The sequence below is a fragment of the Bacillus cereus group sp. N12 genome (assembly GCF_016483575.1).
GTDB classification, from domain to species: Bacteria; Bacillota; Bacilli; order Bacillales; family Bacillaceae_G; genus Bacillus_A; species Bacillus_A toyonensis.
On the sequence record NZ_JAEHBO010000015.1, the window covers coordinates 17,252 to 42,868 of the forward strand.

A 25,617-nucleotide genomic window follows, 5' to 3' on the forward strand; every position below is an offset into this window, starting at 1 on the left:
CATTTTTTATTCATATATTGGAATTGATTTTCATAATGCGGAAAAATAGGGGGATTACTATGTCAAAGTGGCAATCAAAAGAACAATTGATTCAGTTATTAAGCAATCTTGTTGAAATTCCTAGTATTACAGGTTCAGAAGCTGAAGTTATATTACCAGACTTTGTTGTAGAACAATTATCTGACTTACAGTATTTCAAACAAAATCCGCATCATTTGCAAAAAAATCCGACAGGGGATGGACGATATTTTGTTACCGCTCTAGTAAAGAAAAGTGATAGTACGAAAAATACTGTAATTCTTGTTAGTCATTTTGATGTTGTAGATGTACAAGATTATGGAGTGTGGAAAGAAGAGGCATTTCATCCTAAAAAGTTAACATCTATGTTTTACTCCCATAAAGATGAACTACCAGATCATGTACGTGAAGATATAGAACAGGGAGATTGGCTATTTGGTAGAGGGACAATGGATATGAAATGTGGTCTAGCTTTACAAATGGCAATGGTTGAGCAAGCTTGTGAAGGAAGATTTGATGGGAATGTTCTTTTATTAGCTGTTCCAGATGAAGAAGTGAACTCCGTGGGGATGAGAGCAGCTGTTCCGAGATTATTAGATTTAGCAAGAGAACATGATTTAGAATTTAAAACGGTTCTAAATTCAGAGCCTATGTTTTCAAGGCATCCTGGGGACCAAAATAAGTATATTTATACTGGTTCTATTGGGAAGGTGTTACCTGGTTTCCTTTGCTATGGAAAAGAGACACATGTAGGCGAACCTTTTGCAGGCTTAAATGGGAGTTATATGGCTGCATTATTAACAGCAGAATTAGAGTTGAATACGGACCTTTGTGATATTGTAGATGGTGAAGCGAGTCCTCCACCAACTAACTTGCTTCAAAGAGACTTAAAAGAGGACTATTCTGTACAAATTCCGCATCGTGCAGTCACACTATTTAATTTGTTTTTACTAGAAAAATCGATGACAGATGTCGTTTCGTTGCTGCGTCAAAAAGTAACGAAAGTAGCAGAGAAAATCGAAGAGTCTTACGAGAAGCAAGCATATCGTTTTTCTAAATATAATCCGTTCATACCTCCTAATCTTAAAGTAAATGTATTAACGTATGAAGAGCTTATCGCGTATGCAATTGAACAACATGGAAAAGAGACAATAAATGATATTCAATCTAATATTATAAAAAATAGAGAAGATAAAGATGATCGTGCAGTAACAATCGATTTAGTTGATAAATTAGCTATATTATGTAAAGAAAAAGCGCCGATGATTGTACTTTTCTTCGCTCCGCCGTACTATCCAGCTGTGAGTTCACGCAACAATCCTTTCATTAAAGAGGTAGTTGTAGAAATGGAAAAGTATGCCCAATACAATCATAGCATTACATTTGAAAATCAAAATTATTTTGGAGGAATTTCAGATTTAAGCTATGTGGGCTTACAGAACCCATTGGATTCAATGAGTTCTCTTGTAGACAATATGCCATTATGGGATAAAGGATATTCAATTCCACTTCAGGAATTAGAAGAGTTTGACGTTCCAGTATTAAATATGGGGCCGGTAGGAAAAGATGCACATCAATGGACAGAGCGTCTAGACGTAAATTACGCATTTGAAACGCTATTCGATATGTTACCGATATGTATTGAAAAATTACTTGTATCTAATAAAATTACACAGTCATAGTTAGGTGTGTATAAAAGTGAATGAATGGAAAACATAACATTCTTAGAGAAGGTATAGAAATAGAAACCAAAAAGAGGATTTGAATATAATTATTTTAATATAATAAAAACAAAACGGGCAAACTCAATCATTTATGAATTTGTCCGTTTATCTTTTGGCGAAAATAGGGGGATGTAAACTACATGTGTATATAGTCAAAAACAGTTTGTAATTAGTGTTTACTTTTTAGTTTGATTAGATAATTCAATAGACTTTTGCGTGCAACGTTGCATAGCTGAAATGATGGCTGTTCGCAAGCCTTTTTCTTCTAATGTTGCTACAGCCTCTATTGTCGTTCCGCCTGGGGAACAAACCATATCTTTCAATGCACCTGGATGTATTCCTGTTTCCAATACCATTTTTGCAGAACCTAACACAGCTTGAGCTGCGAATTTATATGCTTGATTTCTTGGCATACCATCTAGTACAGCAGCATCTGCCATCGCTTCTATAATCATATATACATATGCTGGCGAAGAACCACTTACAGATGTTACAACATCCATTAATTTTTCGCTTACGATCTCTGTTTGACCAAAACTATTGAAAATGTTTAGTACATCTTCTAAATCTTTTTCTGTAACCATTTCGTTAGGGCATAAAGCAGACATTCCTTCTCCAACAAGAGCAGGAGTATTAGGCATTACTCTCACAACCTTTAATTTTTTATCAAAGGCATCTTCAGTACTATTAATGCTTTTCCCTGCAGCGATTGTTACGACGATAACGTCGTTTTTGATCACTTCTTTTATTTCATTAATTACGGAGGAGTATAAGTCTGGTTTGATTGATAAAATTAAAATATCAGCATTTTTAGCTACTTCATTGTTGTCAGTAGTTGTAGTTATCCCGTATTTTTCACTAGCATTTTTTAAATTCATAGTGTTCAAATCTGAACACATGATTTTATTTGAAGATACTATATTATTGTTTATCATACCGCCAATTATAGCCATCCCCATATTTCCGCATCCGATGAATCCAATTTGTTTGTTCATAATAACTCGATCTTGCTCCTTTTATAATTAATTATATCGGTTTGATATTATTATCTTAGAATAAAAATAACATCCCTGTGCAATATAAAGAAACATTCTAAGAGAATATATTCCTTTTTGCAACACTAAAAGATAAAAATTAATTATATTCGACATTATGTAAATATATACACTATAATTTAAGGTTTTATGCTTATGAATATGAGTTAAACTTATATCAATTTTTATTTTCATTCAGTAGGGCGATAATTTCATACAAGTAACTTGCGGCTCTATTTATTTTTAAAAATACCTCTTGACACCGAATCGAACTATATCGCATAATATAAAAAAATCAGATCGAAAATCGTTGAAGGGAATTAGTACATATGTCTTCTTACGAAAGAGAGTGGAATTCACCGGCTGAAAGATTCCTCGTATAGAATGTATCGAACCTATCCCTGAGTCTTAAATGAAAGTTTAGGCGTTCGCCTGCGTTATAGGCGTCAAGTGGATATCTATGTATATCAATCAAGGTGGTACCGCGGAACAATGACCGTTTCGTCCTTATTATTTTATTAAGGGCGAAGCGGTCATTTTTATTTTGCTCTTTCATACTACAGGGCAGCATGGATGAGAATAAATATAGCTGCAAACTGAATGAATAGAAGTGTAATGTATAAAAACTTTGATTTTAGACTTGGGGGTTACAAAAGTGAAAAAACAACGAATTGTTGTAAAGATAGGGAGTAGTTCCTTGGCAGATAGTCATGGAGGCATTTCTAAAGAACAACTTTCAGATCACGTTGCCGCATTGGCACGACTGAAACAGGAAGGGCATGAAGTTTTGTTAATTACATCTGGAGCCGTCGCAGCAGGTTTTTCTGCTCTTGGGTATCCTAGCAGACCAGTGACAACTAAAGGGAAACAGGCTGCAGCAGCTGTCGGACAAAGTTTATTAATGCAGGCGTACACAGAGGAGTTCCGTAAATATGATATTGTTACTGCACAACTTTTATTAACGAGAAGTGATTTTTCTAGAAAAGAACAATACAGTAATGCTTACGCTACTTTAGGAGAGCTACTAAACCGTTCCGCTCTTCCTATCATCAATGAAAATGATTCCATTTCTTTAGAGGAGCTGACGTTCGGTGATAATGATATGCTGTCAGCTTTAGTAAGCGGACTTGTGTCGGCAGATATACTTATGATTTTTACGGATGTGAACGGCTTATATGACAAAAATCCTCAAAAAAATACAGATGCGAAAAAATATTATTTTCTTCCTGAAGTTACGGAAGAAATCGCTTCTCTTGCTGGAGATGCTGGTTCAAAACTTGGAACTGGCGGTATGAAATCAAAAATCGATGCTGCAAAGACGGCGCTATCTCTTGGAGTGAGTGTATTTATCGGAACAGGACGTGGACAGGAAAAGTTTTTAGATGTTTTGAAGGGCAAAGGTGATGGAACGTATATCGGTAATGCTCCTCAAAAAGTAATTAAAATGAACAAGCAATGGATCGCCTTGCATTCGCTTGTTAGCGGTCAAATTGAAGTAGATGCCGGAGCAGCTACTGCTATCATTCAACATGGAAAGAGCCTTCTTCCTGCTGGTGTTACAAATGTGTCAGGATTTTTCCAAGTGGGTGAAGTCGTGGAAGTAATTACGCAACAAGGGCGCGTAATAGGAAAAGGACAATGCACATATAGCGCGGAGGAACTAAGGAATTTAAAAGGTATGCAAAGCCAAGATATTCAAGCAAGAGGCGAAAGGCATAATTATGAAGTCATCCATAGAGATCATTGGGTTTCATTTTAAGAAAAGAGAGCACGCAAATTTGAATGGGCAGGTAAGTTTTAGATACTCGTGTTAAATGGTTCTCAAATAATATACGGATTAACCTTTAAAAAGGAGGAAATAAAAATGAATGAAGTGTTGGCAAAGGGGAAAAAAGCGAAAGAGGTTGCTAGAGAACTTGTGCTTACATCTACAAATCAAAAAAATGAAGCACTTACCGCAATTGCTGATCAGTTGATAGTAGAAACAGCTTATATTGTAGAGGAAAACAAACGGGATATTGAAGAAGGTAAGGCAAAAGGATTTTCTGAGTCACTCCTTGATCGTCTTATGCTGAATGAACAACGTATCATTGATATGACTGAGGGAATTAAGCAGCTAATTGATTTACGTGATCCTGTTGGGGAATGTGTAAGTGCATGGGAAAGACCAAATGGACTATCTATTCAGGAGATGCGAGTACCACTTGGTGTTGTCGGGATGATTTACGAGGCAAGGCCGAATGTGACAGTAGATGCTGCTACAATTTGTTTGAAAACAGGAAATGCAGTCATATTGCGTGGTAGTTCTTCCGCTATCCATTCTAATAAAGCGATCGTTGCTGTAATTCACCGAGCGCTCAAACAAACGAGCTTGCCTCAAGAAAGTGTACAGCTCATAGAAGATACGACGCGAGATAGCGCGAAGCAGTTATTTACATTAAATGACTACTTGGATGTTCTTATCCCAAGAGGTGGCAAGCAATTAATCGATACTGTAGTAAGAGAAGCGTCTGTTCCAGTACTTGAAACAGGTGCGGGAAATTGTCATATTTTCATTGATGAAACAGCGGATAAACAAATGGCATTTAATATTATTATAAATGCAAAAACGCAGCGTCCATCTGTATGTAATGCAATTGAAACGATTATACTTCATGAAAAGTGGGCGCAGCAATTTGGTAGCGAACTGTTTTCTTTATTGAAGGAAAGAGGCGTGGAGCTACGTGGTGATAAGAAAGCATTGGCAATTGATTCTTCTATTGCATTCGCTTCAGAAGAGGATTGGGAAACTGAGTTTTTATCTCTCACGCTAGCAGTTAAAGTCGTTTCTACAGTAGAAGAAGCGATTCATCACATAAATACGTATGGATCCATGCATTCCGAAGCGATTATTACAGAGAACGAGGAAAACGTCAGCAAGTTTTTCACATCCGTTGATGCCGCAGCACTTTATCATAATGCATCGACTCGTTTTACGGATGGATCTGAATTCGGATTTGGCGCAGAAATTGGCATCAGTACGCAAAAGCTACACGTAAGGGGACCAATGGGACTTCCTGCATTAACTTCTACAAAATATGTGATTCGTGGGAATGGACAGATTCGGGGATAAAAATTATAAAAGAAAAAGTGAAATAATAACGAAAGACACCCAATTTCATTTAGGTGTCTTTCGTTATTATAAGTATTGATTTACCACACAAAAAGCCCCACGAGCATAGCGCTTAACAAGGAAACAGCCATTCCGCTAACAAGAAGCTTCCAAACATTTTTACCGATTATTGATGATTTTTCTCCGCCAAATAATGAATTGTAAGTTCCGTATATCATACCTACTGTACTAAAGTTAGCAAAAGAGGCTAGAAATGTAGTTGCAACAGCAATCGTATGCGGTTGTAAAGACTTTAAGTTTGATTTTAAATCCATCATGGCAACAAATTCATTCGTTGTGATTTTGATTCCCATTAATTCAGCTACATACATAGCATCTTTACCTGTTAAACCGAGTAAAAAAGCAAAGGGGCTAAAGATAATGGAGAAGATTTTTTGAATTGTTAAACCTGCTACAAAAAAGCTTAAAATACCATTTAAACATGCTGTTAAAGCTACATATCCAATTACCATAGCTAAAATAACGATTACCATATTCATTCCGACTAACATACTGTTTGAAATAGTAGAAAAGAAATCTTTTTTTTCATTTTTTGAAGGTTTATAAACAACATCTTCTTCTTTCGTAACTTCAATAGGGTTTAAAACATTAGCTAAAATTAATGCGTTAATACAGTTTAAAGGAATAGCGCTGAAAATATATGTTGCTGGAACCATTGATAGATAAGCACCAAGAATGGATCCGCTGACACTACTCATACTCATAATTCCAAAAGTCAACAAACGATTTTCTTTTAAAACAGATAATTGATCACGAACAACCGCAAGTGCTTCCGTATTTCCTAAAAACATCATTTGAATGGAAAAGAAACTTTCTAACTTTGGTAAACGAGAAATCTTAGAAATAAGTGCACCAACTTTATCAATGATCCAAGTTAAGACTCCAAAGTAGGAAAGGATATCAAAAAAAGTGATAACAAAAATGATAGGAAGTAAGGCGCTAAAGAAGAAATCAACTGTTTGATTTTCCATAGCTGAAGGAAATGCAAAACGAATACCTTCATTCGCGCACGATAGTAGCCAACTGAAAAATGACGCAATTTTATTAATAATAATACTGCCCAATTTGGTGCCTAACATAAACCACGTAATAAAAAGCTCCAATATGATTAGAATAACGATTGGTCTCCATTTTATTTTTCTTTTATTAGGCGAACAAAGGAAGACGATTAATATTACAACAAAAATCCCTAACATATTTAATATGAAATGCATGTCAACAACTCCTTGAGGCTTATTATTTGTATATAAAAAAGCCTCTATTCTTCCAAATTTGGATTATGATCAGGAGTTATGATGAATGTGAATTATGTTTAGCATTCATCTATTTCAATTAATGTACTAACAATTAGTGTTTTCGCTTTATAAAGTATATGTATTAGGAATGTAAAGCAACAAATTAAATCTATTGACGGAACGAAGGATAACTAATAACTGCATCCATTTTTAAATTGTTTAGGCGAAATACCAGTATGTTTTTTAAATACCTTTGTAAAATGACTTTGGTCGTGAAAATTTAGTAATGTAGAAATTTCGGATATAGAATGTCTCGTATATGTCATTAACTTTTTTGACTCATCGACTTTCGCACGCTGAATATATTCATTTAAAGAAATTCCAACTTCTTTTTTGAAAAGGGAAGATAAATAACTAGGGTTTAATGTGACTATTTCTGCAAGGATATTTAGTGTAATATCACCATAAAGATGAGTGAATATATAATTTTGACATACGTTTATATGTTTTGAATGTTGCTGCATTGTACTATTTTTGACACGTTCTGCAAACTCAAGTAAAGCATTCTCTAAAAAAGGGGGAATTGCTTCATTTTTATGTATTTCTTCGAGTTTTTGTATAAATAAATCACTAATAGTATATGCGATTTCAGGGAAAACTCCGCCTTCAATAGCAGATCTAGTTGCAAGTGTAATAGCTGCAATGGCAGAATTCTTTTGGCTTCGCAGGTGACTTGTCTTTGATAACACCCCAAGTTCTCCTGATTCAGGTAATCTCCTTAGATTTTTAATTAACTCCTCCTTTTTCCCTTGCTTAATACATTCAAATATTTTCCTCTCGGCTAGTGGATCGATATGAGTTAATGTACTTTGTCGTTGCTCTGATATATGTACATCAGGCTGTTCAATTTCGAATTCCACCTTTTTTATTAGCATGTTTTTTTGCAGTATATCAGCTATGTCCAACTGTTTCTGATATAGCATGTAATAAAGCACTAAACTTACATTTAAAAAATTCATATTATTTAATACGGGTAGAGAACGATAATATCGAATCATTTCTTCTTTGTTTATTTTTAGTTGAAGATCATTAACAATGCCGTTAATTGATGTTTCTGATAGCCTGGAATAAAGGACTGGTCCAACAATTATATTCCCACTAATTTGGTCGTTCAAACGCAGATGAATTGCGAAAAAGTTTTCGAGAAAGGCGGTCTCTACTAGTGACGGAAAAGTATAGGAAGGCTGTTCCTTATATAGTTCATTCAGTATTGCCTCTTTGGAAGAATACATAGGGTTATGCAGAATATTGGACGAGATTTCAAATACTAAATCTCCTTTGTTAGTAAGAAAATAGATAGGTGTTTTATGTAGATCAAAGACTAGCTTACAAATATAATATAGATCTTCTCGTTTGGAGCAATTCATTATTTTAACCTCTATTCTTTAAAAAACGGCTAAAATTTTTACAAGTAGTCTAAAAAATATACCATAATATCTGAAAGATAATAACTATAATATCATTAAGAAAGCGTTTACTTATATGTTTTTTAGGAGGGCTATCATGAAAAGAGATATAAAGAAAATCATTTCTGAAATGACGCTAGAAGAAAAGGCAAGTCTATGTTCTGGATTAGACTTTTGGAATACAAAAGGGATTGAACGATTAGGGATTCCATCAATTATGGTAACTGATGGACCACATGGTCTAAGAAAACAGGCAGAGGGAGCAGATCACTTAGGGATTTATAACAGTATTCCATCGACTTGTTTCCCTTCAGCAGTAGGGTTAGCAAGTACATGGAATAAAGACTTAATACATGAAGTAGGAGTTGCATTAGGAGAAGAATGTCAGGCTGAACATGTAGGTGTTCTCCTTGGACCAGGTGCAAATATTAAACGTTCACCGCTATGCGGAAGAAATTTTGAATATTTTTCAGAGGACCCGTATTTATCATCGCAAATGGCTATAAATCATGTTAAAGGCGTCCAAAGTCAAGGCATTGGAACGTCATCAAAGCATTTCGCAGCTAATAATCAAGAGCATCGCAGAATGTCTGTAGATGCAATTGTTGATGAAAGAACTTTACGTGAAATTTACCTTGCAAGCTTTGAAGATGTTATTAAGGAAGCACAGCCTTGGACAGTAATGAGTGCTTACAATAAAGTAAATGGTGAATACGCTTCGGAAAATAACTATTTGTTACATGATATTTTAAAAGATGAATGGGGATTTGAAGGCTTTGTCGTATCTGATTGGGGCGCAGTAAATGAACGTGTTGCAAGTTTAGCGAACGGTTTAGAGTTAGAAATGCCTTCAAGCTTTGGAATTGGTGAGAAGAAAATTATTGATGCAATGCATTGTGGTGAGCTAAGTGTAGAAAAGCTTGATCAAGCAGTTGAGCGTCTTCTTTACATTATTTTTAAAGCTTATGATAATCAATTAGAAAACGCTACGTATAGTAAGGACACGCATCATCAGCTTGCAAGGGAAGTTGCAAGTGAAAGTATGGTTATGTTACAAAATGAAGATTCCATTCTTCCGCTAAAAAAAGAGGGGACGGTAGCGGTAATTGGAGAATTTACAAAGCAACCACGTTATCAAGGCGGCGGAAGCTCTCATATTAATCCAACAAAGCTTGAAAGTATTTTTGAAGAACTTGAAATGGTATCAGGTGAAAAAACGAACATTTTATTTGCACAAGGCTATGATCTTGCAAGCGATGACGTAGATGAAAACTTGATTAATGAAGCAAAAAAAATAGCTGAGAGCGCAGATACAGCTGTCCTTTTCGTTGGGCTTCCAGATCGTTATGAATCAGAAGGCTTTGATCGAAAACATTTACAAATGCCAGAAAATCACGTGCAATTAATTGAGGCTATTGCTGAAGTTCAAAGTAATATCGTTGTAGTTTTAAGTAATGGTGCGCCAATTGAAATGCCATGGATAGGTAAAGTAAAAGGAATACTTGAAGGCTATTTAGGTGGCCAAGCATTAGGCGGAGCAATTGCTGATTTATTATTTGGTGATGCGAATCCAAGTGGGAAGCTAGCAGAAACATTCCCGGAAGTTTTAAGCGATAATCCTTCTTACTTAAACTTCCCGGGTGAAGGTGATAAAGTAGAATATAAAGAAGGCGTGTTCGTTGGATACCGTTATTATGATGCAAAAAATATTGAACCATTGTTCCCATTTGGCTTTGGGTTAAGTTATACAAACTTTGAGTATAGTAAACTTTCAATAAATAAAAACGAGATAAAGGATACGGATACTGTTTCTGTTCTTGTAAACGTGAAAAATGCTGGTAGTATAGCTGGGAAAGAAATTGTTCAGCTGTATATAAAAGATGTTGAAAGTAGTATGATTCGTCCTGAAAAAGAATTAAAAGGATTTGAAAAAGTAGAGTTGCAACCGGGAGAAGAAAAAACGGTTAGTTTTACTTTAAATAACAGGTCATTTGCTTATTATAATGTTGAATTGAAGGACTGGCATGTTGAAACAGGTGAATTCGAAATTTTAGTAGGAAAGTCTTCAAGAGAGATTGTTTTACAAGATAACATATTCGTTCAATCAACGACTATAATTAAAAAAACAGTGCATCGAAATACGTTACTAGGGGACATATTTGCGGACCGAATGTTAGCACCAATTGCAAAAGAGCTTATGGAAAAAGCATTAAAAGACAGCCCGTTTGCAAGTATGGCTGAAGGGGATAGTGATGCCTCTGAAATGATGGATGCTATGCTAAATTACATGCCGTTACGAGCGTTAGTAAACTTTAGTGCAGGCGCATTTACAGAAGAAATGTTAAGTGAAATAATTGAGCTATTGAACGATGCGCAAATGAATCAATAAGCGGCGCATGTGAAGAAGTTAGATGGGGGATTACGGTCTGGAAATACCCGATTGGTTTGGGCTAATATTTTATACTATTAATAAACATAGATTTACAAAAAAGCAAATGAGAGCTAGCATCTCATTTGCTTTTTTTGAATTTATTCAGCTAATGTAAAATCAAATAATTGTCCATTATCTACAGCAGGCCCATTTAGTTCTTTGTAATGTGGGACATTGATATAAAAAGGTCCTTCGGTAGATTCCCACTTATTATCTGTAGCAATAAAAGTAATTTTATAAAACCTAACGTTTTCACTTCTTTCGGTTCGTATCTAGACTATGTCTGTTACGATGCTCTTTTTCTTATTACTTTATCTTGGGTAATGGTAGTAATTACGGGAGAGAAATTGATGTAACAGTTAACTGCGTTCAATTGTTTTGTGGCATGTTAAACTTAAGCAATTTTAATCATTATTTATAAATAAGAACGATGAGTTGGCCATGAACCTTGGAGTTTCCGAAGTTGTATAATTTGTCCTGTATGATAAGCATCGTGCAAAAGGATATTCATATATTGTTGCCAAACAGGTAGAGAAGGAATCGGTTGATCCAGCTCTGCTTCTTGAAGAGATGTTAATGAAGATTGTAAGGCATCATGTACTTGAAGCGTTCGCTTTACTGTTTGTTGCCAAGTATACTTTTTTAATTCTTTTTTAATAAACATCTTTTGTATTCTTAACTTTAGTAATTGCAAAAATAAACATACGCTTTCTACATTATTTTTCTCCATGTAATATATTCTCCTTTCTCTTCAATATGCCTGCCTTATAGTAGAACAAGAATATGAACTGCAACGTATAAAAGAGCTAAAAAAGGAACCTCCATTATTAATAAGGTATTTAACAATCGGCGTTTTAATGGAGTATGGATTAAAAAGATTATCATAGTCTTTAGTTTTCAGTAATTGCAATATAATTCTAAAAATATAGAAGGTATTATTCGATAGTTATAGAATTCAATATATAGCAAATAAGGAGGGGATCAAATGGAAGTCTTTCATGTAACGAGTAGAAAGAGGGAAACGTACCATATTCAAATGAAGTATTCGATACTTTTCGAATGTGCACTTGGTATTGCGGCAATTACTCATAAAAGGTTAATAGACACACTTGAAAAATCCCAAAGCGAATGGGAAGAAATTAGACAATCATTAACAGAAGAAATGAGGGAGCACTTACAGTTTGTAGAAGAGCATAATACGTGGAAAGCGCTGCTTCAGTTGTTGTATGAAGGAGATTTTCAAAATCTATCACAGTTTATTGCGAATATCGATTCGCTTTCAGAAGAAGATTTAAAGTATATATGTTTACCCTTTGTAGGAGAGAAGTATGAAGAAAAAAGACGTTTAGCAGGAAATGGAGACGTAACTGCAATACAAAAATTAAAGGAACTGACACAGGATCATCAGTTTTTCTCTACGTATATTAGCTTTATATGTAATAGTGATATACAAGAACTAAAGGACCATTTAATCGCCGTTATGACAGGATGGTATGAGAGCGTTATTAAAAAAGAGGAAGAGCAATTACTTTCTATATTAGAGCGAGACTATGAAGCAAAGAATGAAATGAATAAAAAGATGAAACCGGAAGAGTTTGTCGAGTGGGCGACTGGCGGCGTTAACTATATGCCAGAGCCAAGTGTTCATTACGTACTTCTTATCCCACAACTGACGTACAGGCCGTGGAATATAGAAGCTGATATTGAAGATACGAAAGTGTTTCATTATCCTGTCGCAAATGAAAGTATACATCCAGAAGATCCGTATGAGCCGAATTATTTTTTAGTTCAAAAACATAAAGCACTTGGGGATGAAGCGAGATTACGAATTGTAAAAATGTTGTTTGAAAAAGAACGTACATTGCAGGAAATTACGGAAAGACTGCAACTTGGTAAATCGACAGTGCATCATCATTTAAAATTATTACGTTCGGCTAAGTTAGTTGATATACATGACGGAAAATATGTATTGAGAAAAAAAGCAGTGCAGTCGTTAGCGAAAGAATTAGATGTATTTTTAAATAGATAATATACAACGAGAATGTACATAAAGGGAGGAATTAAATAGAAAAGTTGGTGAGCTATAGTGAAGAGTGTATTGAAAAATCGTTCATTCTTTTTTATGTGGATTGGTAGCGCAATTTCGGAATTAGGCGGAGCTTTCGGGACGTTGTGTAATTCAATTCTTGTTTATGAGTTAACGGGATCAAAAACAGCATTAAGTAGTATGTGGTTATTATATTTTATCCCATCTCTCATACTGCAACTAATAAGCGGACCATTTATTGATAAATGGAGCCGAAAGTGGATTATGATTTTTTCGCAATGGATGCGGGCATCTGTTTTCTTACTACCTTTAGTCATGGTAGTTACTAGTAATATAGAAGTTTGGCACGTGTATGTCGTTCAAATTATAATTGGGCTCATTACACCGCTTTATACACCTGCAAGTCAAGCAATTACACCGAACATTGTAAGTAAAGAGAATCTTCAAGAGGCAAATGCGTATATTGATGGGATGACTCGTCTTATGATGTTTCTTGCGCCAGTATTAGGTGGCATCGTTATTAAATTCATTGGAATCAAATTAACTATATTGCTCGTATGTATGTGTCTATTTATAAGTGGGGGATTGTTACTTTTCATAAAGGAGGAAAGGGTAAAACAAGAACTGAGAAAAACGTGGCTAGAACAGTTTCTTCACGGTTTTACATACTTTTTCACAAAACCAATCATCGTTTGGCTCGGTATATTTCTTACTTTCGTACAATTTGGAGTAGGGGTAACGATGGTCACAAACCTTCCTTATATAAAAGACGAGCTGTCAGCGGGATATGCGGAGTACGGTTACTTTTTGGCAGGATTTCCGCTTGGCTATGTAGTTGGATCTATACTAGTCGGAAAAGTAACATATAAAAGCCGGCGTATACTTATGCTTGGTGGATTGTTTATAGGAGGGCTCACATACATTTCGCTAGGGTTCAATCATAGTATAATAATTGCGGTAATAACTGAAGTGATTGCAGGTGTTTGCATCGCATTTTTCAATGTTCATAACACGACAATATGCCAACAAACTGTCCCGAACAATATGATAGGAAAAGTATTTTCAGTTCGACTATTTTTCATACGATCCGCTATGCCGTTAGGTGTGTTAGTAGGAGGCATACTAAGTGAAATGTGGGGAGTTAGAGCACTATACTTTATCATCGGTGCGATTATATGTGTCACTTCTTTAATAGGAATATTACTCCCATATTTTAAATTTTTAGATGAGGCAGTTGAAGAGAAAACAGCATAATTCAAAAGATTTAAAACTTTATAATTGAAAATAATTATCATAATCAACTATAATAGAAGAATACTAGTATTCGAATTACAAAGAGGGAGTGGGATATATGTTTATCGAAACGAAAACATTTACTGTAAAAGAAGGTACATCAAATATAGTTGTAGAACGTTTCACTGGAGAAGGTATAATTGAAAAATTTGAAGGCTTCATTGACTTAAGTGTTCTTGTGAAAAAAGTAAGACGCGGCGATGAAGAAGTTGTCGTTATGATTCGCTGGGAATCTGAAGAGGCATGGAAAAACTGGGAAACGAGTGAAGAACATTTAGCTGGACATAGAGCGGGCCGTGGTAAACCAAAACCAGATCATATCATTAACGTTGAACACGGTGTTTATTATGTGAAATCATCGAAAGCGGCTTATCAGCAGTCGTAAAATATAAGCAGAGGATACATGTTGTAGAAATTAACTTGTATCCTCTTTTTTAGTACTGGAGGGATGTAAGTGATAGAAAACCTTTCATTTATTACATATGAAAAACATAAAGAAATAGTGGAAATAATTTTAAACGAATGTTTATCTATAGAAAAAGTAACCGGATTTATGCTCATCGGTTCTGTCGCAAGAGGTGATGCATATCCTGATTCGGATTTAGACTTATATATTCTTTTAGAAGACGGACAAAAGAAGCGATTTTATTCTGAAATGAGAGAAGATATTTTAGTTGAATATAAGTATGCTGATTTTAATCAAATACAAGTAAACTTTAAAAATAATCAGATGGAACTATATTCATTTTTAGAAGGGAAAATTTTGTTTGATAAAAGCGGTGAATTGAAAGAATTAAAGGCAATAGCAAAACAAAAATTTGAAAACTATCGAGTTGCTAGTGATAAAGTAAAGGGCATTTCTCATTGGTTACATAGTTCGCTAATTAAAATTAAGACTGCTCTGAAAGCAAAAGATGAGTTAAAAGCATCATATATAGTTCAAACATCAACTTGGACATTGTTAGAGGGAATATGGGCTATTAATAACAAGCCAGTACCTTCAGCTGGATCTGTTTTGAAGTATATTGAAACATTATCCAAAGTACCAACTCACTTTGAAGATTTTATAAATAAACTGTTTTTAGGTGACACGACAGAGCGAATCTCTTCAGCAGTTTTCTTAATTGAGTGGAGTTTAATTCATTTGGAGAATAAACAATAGAATACGATTGTTAAATTTTATTGGTAAATAGATATTCCGTTTCGAATCGTTCGTATAATTTCATTCACTGTATCTTAAAAGTTGCATTGAAAAAACGTTCTAGACGATAGAAAAAAGTATTAAACTATTAAAAAATGAACACTTGAATACAACCTTAAACATTCGGGTGTTATTAATATGGGTCAAAATACTTCTGTATAGCCCCTGTTTAAAAGGAGATGAGTGAATGAAGTTGAATCATTTGAATTTATGTGTTGATGATTTATTAGAAGCGAGACATTTCTTTGAAACTTTTTTTGATTTTCAATTTTTGGAGCAAAAAGGAAAGGCACTTGTAGTGATGAGCGATGAGAGTGGATTTATACTTGTATTAAGTGATCCAAAAGCATTCAAGGGGAATAAGGACGTTACGTATCCAGAAGCTTTTCATATTGGTTTTTTAGTGGAAACTACAAATGAAGTTGATAAATCATATAATCGTTTAGTAGCTGGGGGCATTGAAATAGACAAGGCACCTTATGTGATGAGAGGTAGTAGTTATGGTTTTTATTTTACAATGTTTAATGGATTGTTAATTGAAGTATCGTGCCTTGACTATAAAGATGGTAAGAAAGTTCGATAGCAATAAGAGAAATTGTTTTGAAGATGTGAATATAGCCCCTTATCCAGTTTGGAAAGGGGCTTGAGCATTTTATTTGTATGATAAGTGAACATCAAAATGTTTATAAACTAGAGGGTATTCCTCTTAAACTAAATATTATAGATTTGAAATAAAGTTTCATAACAAGGTCTATTTTGCAAAGGAATTGCTTATGCATAAAATACCAATAATGTATACTGATACTAGAAAATTTAGAGAATTAAGCAGGTTTCCCATATGGTGCAGTACGAAACCATTATAAGTAGTACAGTGAAATAAATAGGAGGTTTTCATTATGACAGCTTCATTTAAAGCTATGGCGTTCCAGTTGAAAACGGAACGACTTGACCTGAATATGTGGGAGGAATCCGATGCAGTCTGGCTTAGAGAACTAATTGGTGAACGTGGAGTGGAAATGCCAACCGTTGAATCTGTTCGTAACGATCTTATTGAGAAGCGCAAGAAAGCAACCGAAAATGGCATATCCCTTCTCACGATTCGTAGACGAGACGAAGGCGATTTCATCGGATACTGTGGCTTAATTATCGGTCGTTCCACGCTTGAAGAGCCGGAGATTGCATATGAGTTGTTCCGCAGTGCTCATCGCATGGGTTATGCGACAGAGGCGGCATCAGCAGTACTGGAGGCTGCGATTGCTACGGGTCGCAAAAGACTTTGGTCAACTGTAGGTGCTTGGAATACGGCGTCCTTCCGGGTATTAGAAAAGATAGGATTTAAGCGGCATCACAGTACGTTTGGTGAACGAGGTGAGATTGTTTGGAACGTACGCGATCTGTAGAAATCGGATTAGATTCGGAACAATTAAAAATGTAAAAGAAAGCCCATATGTTAGATATGGGCTTTTCCTAATAGTAAATATTGATTTTGTATATATTTAAGTGTAATAGTCTATCTTTTATCTTAGTTTTTTACATCATCATATAATTCCAGCGCCTCTTTCACATTCAATCCGTTCTTCACAATACCATGAATCGCTTGAATCATCGCAGCGGGGTGTTCGGATTGCCATATGTTTCGGCCCATGTCTACTCCAATTGCACCTTCTTGCAGTGCATTGTACGTAATGTTTAATGCGTCTTCGATTGAATCTAGTTTCGGTCCACCGGCGATGACGACTGGGGCAGGGCATGTGCTCGTTATTTTTTCGAATCCTTCACAGTAGTACGTTTTAATAATGTCAGCACCCATTTCAACACATACGCGGGAAGCGAGTGCGAGGAAGCGTGCCTCTCGTTTTTGTAGTTCTTTTGCGACCGCGGTAATGCCGAGAACTGGTAATCCGTAATCATGAGCTTCTGAAACTACGTTTGCGAGATTTGAAACCGTTTGTGTTTCATAGTCTGATCCAACAAAGACAGAAACGCCGACGCCAATTGCGTTTTGTTTTACTGCTTCTTTCACAGGTGTAACAATAGTTTCGTTCGCTAAATCTTTACCGACGACAGTAGCTCCGCCAGATACACGCATAACCATCGGTGTGCTGCAGTTTTCAGGAATACAAGAGCTAAGTACACCTCGCGTTAAAAAAAGGGAATCTGTATAAGGAAGTAAGTTTTTAACTGTTTCTAATGGTTGTTCTAGTCCGTGAATCGGTCCTAAAAAATAGCCATGGTCGATCGCTAACATAACCGCTCTTCCATCAGGTAAAATTGTATTTAATCGATTTTTAAATCCCCAAGTCATTCGAAATCACTCCTTCGTTAATGTTGGATTTTCCGTTTGTACAGTATCTTTATTTGGTAAATGTGGTGACTTTATAAAAACAGCTTTAAAAGGTTTGTCAGAATGGTTAATAAGATAATGAGATTCATGAGGACGAACTTGTAAGACATCACCTTGTTTAATTGGAACTCTTTCATTATTTACATAGAAGTCTATTTCTCCTTCTAATGCATAAAAGACTTCCTCGCATGTTGTATGGTAATGATTTTGAAACTCTTGCCCAGGCTGAATGACAACAAGGCCAAGATCAATATTTGGACCTTGTATTAAATATTTCGGCCCGTTATCACCGAAGCGATAGGAGAAATCATTTTCATTCGCTTTTCGCATACATTTCACTCCTTTATGTAATGTGTTACAGTGCACCTGGTGCTATCCACATATGTGATGTAAGTCCTATATCAGCTAAAGTGAGCTGACTGTCATACACAGTTTTCCAAGTTTCATAGAACGCCTTATATAGTTCGTGATTTTCAGTAACTGGTTCGAATGTGTTTTCCCACTGTACAAACTGTTCGGCAGTCTCTCCTATAGATGAATATATGCCAACACCAACACCAGCAGCAATCGCAGTTCCTAAAGCAGCTGCTTCTTTCACAACAGGTACTTTAACAGGAATTCCGAGTACGTCTGAAAGAATTTGTGGCCAAAGTTTTCCTTTAGCGGCGCCGCCAGCAAAAATAACTTCAGAAGGGAACGTACCAGTTAGATTTTCTATTAATTTTAAGTTACCAAGTGTAACGAAGGCGGCATTTTCTTCGATAGCGCGGAACATTTCTTTTTTTCCACATTTGTCAGCATCTAAGCTTAAATTTAAAAAAGAAGGTGCGGCATGACGCCAAGAAATGTAGTTCATGACGTTTGAAAAAGTAGGGATAATGCCATGTGAACCGACCGGTACGTCTTTCGCTTGTTCTTCTAACAATTCATAAGCATCTACACCGAGTTTTTCTGCAAGTTTCTTTTCTTCTTGGCAAAAGGCATCTCGAAACCAGCGCATAACGAGACCTGGGAAAAAGGCAATCGTTTCATATTGCCATAGGTTTGGAACGACGTGGCAATTTACGCGAATCGCAGCATGCGGATCTGTTATTGGTTTAGTAATATTCACTTCTTGTTGCCAAAAGCTGCCCCCGCATATTAATGTTTGATTAGGCTTCACGACTCCAGTTCCGAGTGATGCCATTTGAGCATCTCCGCCCCCGGCGACTACAGGAATTCCTTCGCGTAAACCAGTTAATGCTGCACACTCTTTTGTAACATTACCAATCACGGTGCCAGCTTCATTTACTTTTGGTGAAAACGGTAAAGTTATCCCGCACTCTTTAGCGACATCGTTATCCCAAGTTCTATTGTGTAAATCAAAAATTCCGGATGTACAACCGTTTGAAGGGTCGATTTGCAGTACGCCGCTTAATTTATATAAAATCCAATCATTTAACATCGTAAAAGAATGAATATTGCTATAGACTTCAGGTTCATGTTTTTTAATCCAAAGTAGGCGAGGTAAAGCCCCTAATGAAAAAGTTTGCCCAGATCTTGTATATAAATCTTCTTCAAGATGTGACCGAATTTCTTTTAGTTCACTAACTTCAGCGGATGCGCGCCCATCAACATTTGCACAAGCCCATATTTCTTGCCCATCTTTATCATATAAAACAAAACCTTCTCGCATACTAGTAGCGCTAATAGCTTGAATAGAAGAAGGAGAGACACTACTTTTTTGTAGAACTTCTTTCGTGCACTGTTGTACTAGCTCCCAGTTTTCAATTACATCAAAATTCATAGAACCTGGGTAAAGAGGGTCGGTTTTATGAACCCATTCTTTTTGACTGACCGCAATTTGATTACCGAGTAAATCAAAAAGTACAGCTCGAATACTTCCCGTACCAGCATCAAAAGCTAATAAAGTAGACATTAACAATCACCATCCTTTCGTAATAAGGAGAGGGCTGTTTCCTCATCTGTAATTAATGTATGAATGAACTTTCCTTTTAAGGCACCATAAATTGCATCTATCTTTTCTGTACCTCCAGCAACACCAATGACATGTTTCATATTGCGAAGAATAGAGAGCGGCGTGCCAATAAGACGATTGTGATGCGGAAGCTCCAATAAATCGCCATTCGTATTATAAAACTGTCCTAAAATATCGCCCGTACCGTTTTGGCTACGAATATATGTCATTTCACGTAGTGTTAATTTTTCTTCTCTCACAATGGTAGCATCTTGAGATAACCCTCCAATACCGACAACTGTCGTTTGTGCAAGTGAAGCGACATGAAGCATATCTTTCACACTCGGTTCTGATAAAATACTTTTTGCCATTTCAGTAGTAGATGCAAGAAAAGGAGTGGGGATAATATGAAGATCACCTTGCATGTAATGTAAATAATTTTGTTTTCTTGGGAGGTAGTGGTTGACTCCGCCTGTTAGCGTTACGATTGAAAGATTAATAGAACTTTCAAAATGAATGTTTTCTAGCATTTTGCTAATCGTTTCTCCCCAACCAATACCGAGTAAATCGCCTTGCTGGAGCTGAGTCTCTAAATATTGTGCAGCAGCTTTTCCGAGAGAAGTGGCATAATTGTCTATTGGAGTAGGGATAATGAAAGCATCTTTTAGGTTGAATTTTTTCATTAGGTCACGCTCAATGCTCAAACAGTGTAAACCAGTCCCTTTTACGTGAAAAGTAACGATTCCTTCACTGCGCGCCTTATCTAATAACCGAACCACTTTATTTCTTGAAATGTGAAGAAGTGAAGCGATTTCTTGTTGTGTTAATTGATCTTTATAATAGTACCAAGCGACTTTTGTTAACAAATTTTCTTCAAAGTTCAGCTGTGGCATACTCTTCATCCCTTTCAACAATTGACCAATGCTTAAACATATGTGCCACATATTTTGTTTATTCCAGTTGAAACGATGAAACGTCTGGTGAAAAAAGTGTTCTAGATATGAAAAAAGGAATATACAATGCTACAAAACAAGTAGAACAAATAATCATTTTCTCAAAAAATGTTCTGCATAAAGTGAAACTGTAATTAGTGGGGGTTTTATTCATTCCACTGATTTTCAGCCCGCACTAATCGGGCATGAACGGGTAGTAAATAGCGGGATAAAGGCAGGTGACATCATGTGGAGAACATACCCTTATTACAAGTAAAGAAAATGAGTAAGGCGTTTTCAAATCAACTTGTGCTAAAAGAAGTGAACTTACAAGTAGAGCGTGGAGATATATACGCTTTAGTTGGGGGAAATGGTGCTGGAAAATCAACATTAATGAAAATATTAACGGGGTTATATTCGTATGATAGTGGAGAAATGTATGTAAAAGGAAAGAGGCAACAATTTTCAAATCCGTCAGAAGCACATCGAGAACGTATGTATTTAATACCACAAGAACCACTCATTTTTCCGCATATGACTATTGAAGAAAATATATGTATTGGGCTAAACAGAAAGAAAAAGGAACTGAAAGTAAAGATTCAGCAATTAATGGACAGTTTAGGTTGGGATATTGCCCTTTATGAGCTAGGAGCATCGTTATCCATTGCGCAGCAACAATTAGTAGAAATCGTTAGGGGATTAATACGAGAAGCCGAGATTCTTATTTTAGATGAGCCAACATCGACATTAACAACTCACGAAATGAAGAGTCTTTTTGTGTTGATGAAAAGTTTACAAGAAAAAGGAATTGGGATGATATACATTACGCATCGTTTTCCAGAAATCTTTGAAATTGCTAATAAAGTAGCGATATTACGTGATGGAATGATTATAAGCCAAGGGGATGTATGTGACTATACTTATGACATGCTGATGGAGGGACTATTGCCAAAAGGATATAAACAGGAAGAAAAAAGAGAAGTAGTTCAAGAGATAGAAAGGACGAAAAAAATATTAGAAGTAACGAATGTAACTGGCCACGCATTTTCAAATATATCATTCGCTGTACACGCTGGAGAAATTGTAGGTATTGCTGGCATCGTTGGATCAGGTAGAACTGAATTAGCAGAAGCAATATTTGGATTGAAATCTATAAAAACAGGGTCTATTTTATTAGAAGGAAAATCTATTGATACATTTTCTTTGCATAAAAGGCTAGGCGAAGGACTCGTTTATGTGCCAGAGGATAGAGCGAGGAATGGGATTTTCTCAATCGCATCTGTAACAGAAAATATTACAGCAGCATGTTTACAGCAAAATAATCGTTTTTTTATTAGCCGAGAAAAAGAAAGCGCTTTAGCGAAGTCGTATATAGACCAGTTTCGAATTGTTGTGCCAAACATGAATGAAGAACTGGCATCTTTATCAGGAGGTAATCAGCAAAAAGTCGTGCTTGCGAAATATTTAGCATGTAACCCAAAAATTATTATTCTCGATGAACCGACGCGCGGAATTGATGCAAAAGCAAGACTTGAAGTGTATGAGGCGATAGAAAAAATGAAAGGGGAAGGACTCGCCATATTAATGATCTCTTCAGATATTGAGGAAATTGTCCAATTTTCTAACCGTGTATATGTAATGCGAAATGGTCAATTTGTTTCTCATTTAGAGAAAGAACAAATGAGTGTAGGTGAAGTTACACGTCTTGCATATGGGGGTGTAACGGAATGAAACGCATGTATAAAATGCACGAAACGTCTATCATACTGTTACTACTTATGTATATAGCCATTGTCGGAATGATAAATCCTAGTTTTGTTCAGTTTAACTCGTTATCTTTAATGATGAAATCAAGCGTTATTTTAGTCGTTCTAGCAATTGGCCAATCTTTCGTCTTATTTACGAAAAATATAGACGTATCAGTTGGCTCGATTATGGGATTAAGCGCAGCGGTTTGCGGAATGTTGTTAACGAACGGGTATAGTGCATTCTTTTCAATTATTGCTACTATGATACTTGGGACTATTATCGGTTTCTTAAACGGGATTGGCGTTGCGAAGTTTCGGGTACCAGCCATTATTATGACATTAGGCATGCTAGGAATTATTAGAGGTGCAATGTTAATCTTCACAGGCGGGAAGTGGATTGAAGATATTCCAAACGATTTTAAGCAGCTGTCATCTATCGTCATACTTGGTCTACCGATAACTGTATGGACTGTTCTTATTATTTTACTACTACTCTATTTCTTTTTAATGAAAGTGCCGTACGGAAGATACTTTTATGCGGTAGGTGATAATGAAAATGGTGCAAGACTCATTGGGATACCTGTTAATAAAGTGAAGATAAATGCGTTTATTATATCGAGCTTAAGTGCGGCACTTGCTGGTTGCATTTTTGTTATGAATATCGGCTTCGTTCCAAATCAAACAGGTACAGGAATAGAACTACAGGTTATCGCAGCTGCTGTGCTAGGAGGAATTCATTTAAAAGGGGGAACAGGTTCTATATTTGGGGCCGCATTAGGTGCATTATTTTTAGAAGCAATAAGCAGTTCACTCGTCTTTTTAAAAATACCAGCATTTTGGAATAATGCTATTTCAGGATTTTTACTATTACTTATTATTATATTAGATAGTGTAATGAAAAAGTGGAGAGCAGAAAGGAGGATGAATATATGAAGCATGTTTACAGATGGGAAGGTGTTCTAATCGTATTCCTTCTTATAGAATTCATTCTCTTTAGTTTTCTAAATAGTGATTTCTTCAACGTTAGTAATCTCCTTTTTAGTACAAATGATTTCCTATTTATCGCAATCGCGGCGATACCAATGACTTTCGTTATTGTAACAGGTGGAATTGATGTATCGGTCGGCTCAATAATGGGGCTCACTTCGATTTTGATTGGTGTACTTTGGATGAGCGGAATACCTATTTTGTTTGCTGTCATAATCGCCCTAATAATAAGTTGCTTAGCGGGCGCTTTAAACGGAATCATTATAAAAATGACAGGTGTAGAACCACTTGTCGTTACACTCGGAACGATGTTTTTATACGGAGGAATTGCACTCGTCATTTCAGGAGGTGCGGGCGCTTCTGGATACGAAGGAATAAGTGGTTTACCTGATGCGTATGTGCAACTGGCAAATGGTAGTTTAGTAGGAATACCTAATCTATTATGGATCCTAATCGTATTAACTGTTTTATGCACTGTATTGTTTCATCGTACCATATATGGGCGCCACGTAAAATTAACAGGCGCAAACGAAAATGCAGCGAAATACACCGGAATCAAAACGGAGAAAGTAGTCATCATCGCTTATATAATTTCTGGGTTAGGAGGTGGATTAGGGGGAGCTTTCTTAACTGCATATTTTGGTTCCGCACGTGCTGATATGGGAAGTGAAACGATTTTACCGATCATTACAGCAGTCGTATTAGGCGGGACACTTATTACAGGGGGAAAAGGAAGTATTATCGGTACTGTACTAGCGAGTGTATTTATAGGACTAATGCAGTATGGCTTGCAAATGACAGGCTTAACTAATGAACAATCCAATGTAGTGATTGGTATTATCCTTATTCTTTCAGTTATTATGAGACATTTCAAAGTACATCCATTCTTAGCGGGAAAAAGAAGGAATTTGCATAAGGGGGAAATGTCATGAAGAGAAAACTGGGGATTGTTATTATTGTATGTATTTGTTTAATCGGTTTAATTGCTTGCTCTAGTCAAACAGCAGATAAGAAAAAGGCTGATGATGTAAAATTTGCATTCATCCCGAAATTAACTGGAGTTGGTTTCTTCACATCAGGTGGTGAAGGCGCGAAAGAGATGGGGGATAAGCTAGGTGTACAAGTAAAATATGATGGACCGTCTGAAGCGAGTGTATCAGGACAAGTGAAATATATAAATAATTTTATTAACCAAAACTATGATGCATTAATGGTTTCTTCTACGTCGGTGGACGGCCTATCACAATCACTGCAACGTGCTAAGAAAAAAGGGATGACAGTGTTAACGTGGGATTCTGATGTGAATCCGAAAGATCGTTCTTTTTATATAAGTCAAGGAACACCAGATCAACTTGCTAATGTATTGATTGAAATGACTTCAAAGCAAATTGGAGATAAAGGAAAAGTAGCATTCTTTTATTCAAGTCCAACTGTAACGGATCAAAACCAATGGGTAACGAAGGCGAAAGAAATAATTAAAAAGAAATATCCGAACTGGGAAATTGTAACGACTCAGTATGGTGAAAATAATGCGCAAAAGTCTTTGTCAGTAGGGGAGAACATATTAAAAACGTATCCTGATATAAACGCAGTCATTTGTCCAGATGCAACAGCACTTCCAGCAATGGCACAAGCAGCAGAAAATTTAAAAATGGATAAAAAAGTAGTTGTAACTGGATTTTCTACGCCGAACGTTATGCGTGATTATGTAAAACGAGGAACAGTACAACAATTTGGATTATGGGATGTAAAACAGCAAGGGGCTCTCGCAACATATGTAGCAAATGAAATTGTTGTAAAAGGGAAGAAGTTAAAAGTAGGGGATAGCTTCGAAGTAAAAGGTATCGGAAAAGTGAAAGTAGAGCCTAACTCCATACAAGGATATGACTATGAGGCAGAAGGAAACGGAATTATCGTATTACCAGAGCGAGTTGTCTTTACGAAAGATAATATTGATAAGTATAATTTTTAAAGAAGAAAAAACGTCCGAATATATCGGACGTTTTTATTATGTCATTTTGTGAATGT

General features: G+C 36.0%; 22 protein-coding genes and 1 other annotated feature. Of the genes, 14 read left to right on the forward strand and 8 right to left on the reverse strand.

Annotated elements, in window-relative coordinates; genetic code table 11:
• The first annotated feature begins 59 nt into the window (after positions 1 to 59).
• Positions 60 to 1,700 (forward strand): M20/M25/M40 family metallo-hydrolase, encoded by a 1,641-nt coding sequence (locus JDS92_RS10470; RefSeq protein WP_097959406.1) that lies wholly within the window; start codon positions 60 to 62, stop codon positions 1,698 to 1,700.
• 218 nt (positions 1,701 to 1,918) lie between these two features.
• On the opposite strand, the gene proC is transcribed toward JDS92_RS10470, so the two are convergent.
• Positions 1,919 to 2,737 (reverse strand): pyrroline-5-carboxylate reductase, encoded by an 819-nt coding sequence (gene proC / locus JDS92_RS10475; protein WP_001041316.1) that lies wholly within the window; start codon positions 2,735 to 2,737, stop codon positions 1,919 to 1,921.
• Positions 2,738 to 3,077: 340 nt separating this feature from the next.
• Positions 3,078 to 3,288 (forward strand) — a binding site (T-box leader).
• A gap of 143 nt (positions 3,289 to 3,431) precedes the next feature.
• Here proC and proB point away from each other — a divergent pair.
• Both proB and JDS92_RS10485 read left to right on the forward strand, forming a co-directional pair.
• The gene (gene proB, locus JDS92_RS10480) at positions 3,432 to 4,535 is read left to right on the forward strand and encodes a glutamate 5-kinase (protein WP_087969420.1); all 1,104 of its coding nucleotides are present in this window, start codon (positions 3,432 to 3,434) and stop codon (positions 4,533 to 4,535) included.
• A gap of 105 nt (positions 4,536 to 4,640) precedes the next feature.
• Positions 4,641 to 5,888, forward strand: a complete 1,248-nt coding sequence (locus JDS92_RS10485; protein ID WP_097954641.1) for a glutamate-5-semialdehyde dehydrogenase — start codon at positions 4,641 to 4,643, stop codon at positions 5,886 to 5,888.
• An 80-nt stretch (positions 5,889 to 5,968) separates the two neighbouring features.
• Here the strand turns inward: JDS92_RS10485 and JDS92_RS10490 are convergent, their stop codons facing one another.
• Together JDS92_RS10490 and JDS92_RS10495 are read right to left on the reverse strand one after the other, a co-directional pair.
• Positions 5,969 to 7,162 (reverse strand): nucleoside transporter C-terminal domain-containing protein, encoded by a 1,194-nt coding sequence (locus tag JDS92_RS10490; RefSeq protein WP_000545491.1) that lies wholly within the window; start codon positions 7,160 to 7,162, stop codon positions 5,969 to 5,971.
• Between the two features lie 212 nt (positions 7,163 to 7,374).
• Complete coding sequence (locus JDS92_RS10495; protein WP_199631910.1) at positions 7,375 to 8,610, reverse strand: helix-turn-helix domain-containing protein; 1,236 nt, start codon at positions 8,608 to 8,610, stop codon at positions 7,375 to 7,377.
• A 136-nt stretch (positions 8,611 to 8,746) separates the two neighbouring features.
• Between JDS92_RS10495 and JDS92_RS10500 the strand changes: the two genes are divergently transcribed.
• A complete protein-coding gene (locus tag JDS92_RS10500) occupies positions 8,747 to 11,038 on the forward strand; it encodes a glycoside hydrolase family 3 C-terminal domain-containing protein (RefSeq protein WP_199631911.1) in 2,292 nt (763 codons plus the stop codon).
• A gap of 457 nt (positions 11,039 to 11,495) precedes the next feature.
• On the opposite strand, the gene JDS92_RS10505 is transcribed toward JDS92_RS10500, so the two are convergent.
• On the reverse strand, positions 11,496 to 11,810 hold the full coding sequence (locus JDS92_RS10505; RefSeq protein WP_199631912.1) for a serine/threonine protein phosphatase: 315 nt from the start codon (positions 11,808 to 11,810) through the stop codon (positions 11,496 to 11,498).
• Between the two features lie 255 nt (positions 11,811 to 12,065).
• Between JDS92_RS10505 and JDS92_RS10510 the strand changes: the two genes are divergently transcribed.
• The 6 genes from JDS92_RS10510 (at position 12,066) to JDS92_RS10535 (ending at position 17,021) form a co-directional block, all read left to right on the forward strand.
• Complete coding sequence (locus JDS92_RS10510; protein ID WP_097959410.1) at positions 12,066 to 13,109, forward strand: ArsR/SmtB family transcription factor; 1,044 nt, start codon at positions 12,066 to 12,068, stop codon at positions 13,107 to 13,109.
• A gap of 57 nt (positions 13,110 to 13,166) precedes the next feature.
• Positions 13,167 to 14,381, forward strand: coding sequence for an MFS transporter (locus tag JDS92_RS10515; RefSeq protein WP_097959411.1), 1,215 nt, complete (start codon positions 13,167 to 13,169; stop codon positions 14,379 to 14,381).
• Between the two features lie 97 nt (positions 14,382 to 14,478).
• The gene (hmoA, locus tag JDS92_RS10520) at positions 14,479 to 14,805 is read left to right on the forward strand and encodes a heme-degrading monooxygenase HmoA (protein ID WP_000469501.1); all 327 of its coding nucleotides are present in this window, start codon (positions 14,479 to 14,481) and stop codon (positions 14,803 to 14,805) included.
• A gap of 69 nt (positions 14,806 to 14,874) precedes the next feature.
• The gene (locus tag JDS92_RS10525) at positions 14,875 to 15,582 is read left to right on the forward strand and encodes a nucleotidyltransferase family protein (protein WP_097959412.1); all 708 of its coding nucleotides are present in this window, start codon (positions 14,875 to 14,877) and stop codon (positions 15,580 to 15,582) included.
• 226 nt (positions 15,583 to 15,808) lie between these two features.
• Positions 15,809 to 16,204, forward strand: coding sequence for a VOC family protein (locus JDS92_RS10530; protein WP_000773071.1), 396 nt, complete (start codon positions 15,809 to 15,811; stop codon positions 16,202 to 16,204).
• 313 nt (positions 16,205 to 16,517) lie between these two features.
• Positions 16,518 to 17,021 (forward strand): GNAT family N-acetyltransferase, encoded by a 504-nt coding sequence (locus JDS92_RS10535; RefSeq protein ID WP_087969414.1) that lies wholly within the window; start codon positions 16,518 to 16,520, stop codon positions 17,019 to 17,021.
• A 122-nt stretch (positions 17,022 to 17,143) separates the two neighbouring features.
• Here the strand turns inward: JDS92_RS10535 and lsrF are convergent, their stop codons facing one another.
• Genes lsrF through JDS92_RS10555 form a run of 4 tightly spaced genes read right to left on the reverse strand, consistent with a single transcriptional unit; the run spans position 17,144 to position 20,833 of the window.
• Positions 17,144 to 17,926: a 3-hydroxy-5-phosphonooxypentane-2,4-dione thiolase gene (gene lsrF / locus JDS92_RS10540; RefSeq protein WP_000219772.1), complete on the reverse strand. Its 783-nt coding sequence runs from the start codon at positions 17,924 to 17,926 to the stop codon at positions 17,144 to 17,146.
• 6 nt (positions 17,927 to 17,932) lie between these two features.
• Entirely contained in the window at positions 17,933 to 18,295 is a 363-nt protein-coding gene (locus tag JDS92_RS10545) for a cupin domain-containing protein (RefSeq protein WP_001224016.1), read from the reverse strand.
• A 25-nt stretch (positions 18,296 to 18,320) separates the two neighbouring features.
• Positions 18,321 to 19,883 carry an autoinducer-2 kinase gene (lsrK, locus tag JDS92_RS10550; protein WP_199631913.1) on the reverse strand — a complete coding sequence of 521 codons (1,563 nt, stop codon included), beginning with the start codon at positions 19,881 to 19,883 and terminating at the stop codon, positions 18,321 to 18,323.
• Positions 19,883 to 20,833: a sugar-binding transcriptional regulator gene (locus JDS92_RS10555; RefSeq protein ID WP_141499325.1), complete on the reverse strand. Its 951-nt coding sequence runs from the start codon at positions 20,831 to 20,833 to the stop codon at positions 19,883 to 19,885. The genes lsrK and JDS92_RS10555 overlap by 1 nt, the downstream gene beginning before the upstream one ends.
• A 270-nt stretch (positions 20,834 to 21,103) precedes the next feature.
• Between JDS92_RS10555 and JDS92_RS10560 the strand changes: the two genes are divergently transcribed.
• Genes JDS92_RS10560 through lsrB form a run of 4 tightly spaced genes read left to right on the forward strand, consistent with a single transcriptional unit; the run spans position 21,104 to position 25,561 of the window.
• Positions 21,104 to 22,585: a sugar ABC transporter ATP-binding protein gene (locus JDS92_RS10560; protein WP_000427976.1), complete on the forward strand. Its 1,482-nt coding sequence runs from the start codon at positions 21,104 to 21,106 to the stop codon at positions 22,583 to 22,585.
• Positions 22,582 to 23,535, forward strand: coding sequence for an ABC transporter permease subunit (locus tag JDS92_RS10565; protein ID WP_199631914.1), 954 nt, complete (start codon positions 22,582 to 22,584; stop codon positions 23,533 to 23,535). The genes JDS92_RS10560 and JDS92_RS10565 overlap by 4 nt, the downstream gene beginning before the upstream one ends.
• Positions 23,532 to 24,521: an ABC transporter permease gene (locus tag JDS92_RS10570; RefSeq protein WP_000683486.1), complete on the forward strand. Its 990-nt coding sequence runs from the start codon at positions 23,532 to 23,534 to the stop codon at positions 24,519 to 24,521. The genes JDS92_RS10565 and JDS92_RS10570 overlap by 4 nt, the downstream gene beginning before the upstream one ends.
• Positions 24,518 to 25,561, forward strand: coding sequence for an autoinducer 2 ABC transporter substrate-binding protein LsrB (gene lsrB, locus JDS92_RS10575; protein WP_000823645.1), 1,044 nt, complete (start codon positions 24,518 to 24,520; stop codon positions 25,559 to 25,561). Before JDS92_RS10570 ends, lsrB begins: the two co-directional genes overlap by 4 nt.
• The last annotated feature ends 56 nt before the right edge of the window (positions 25,562 to 25,617 follow it).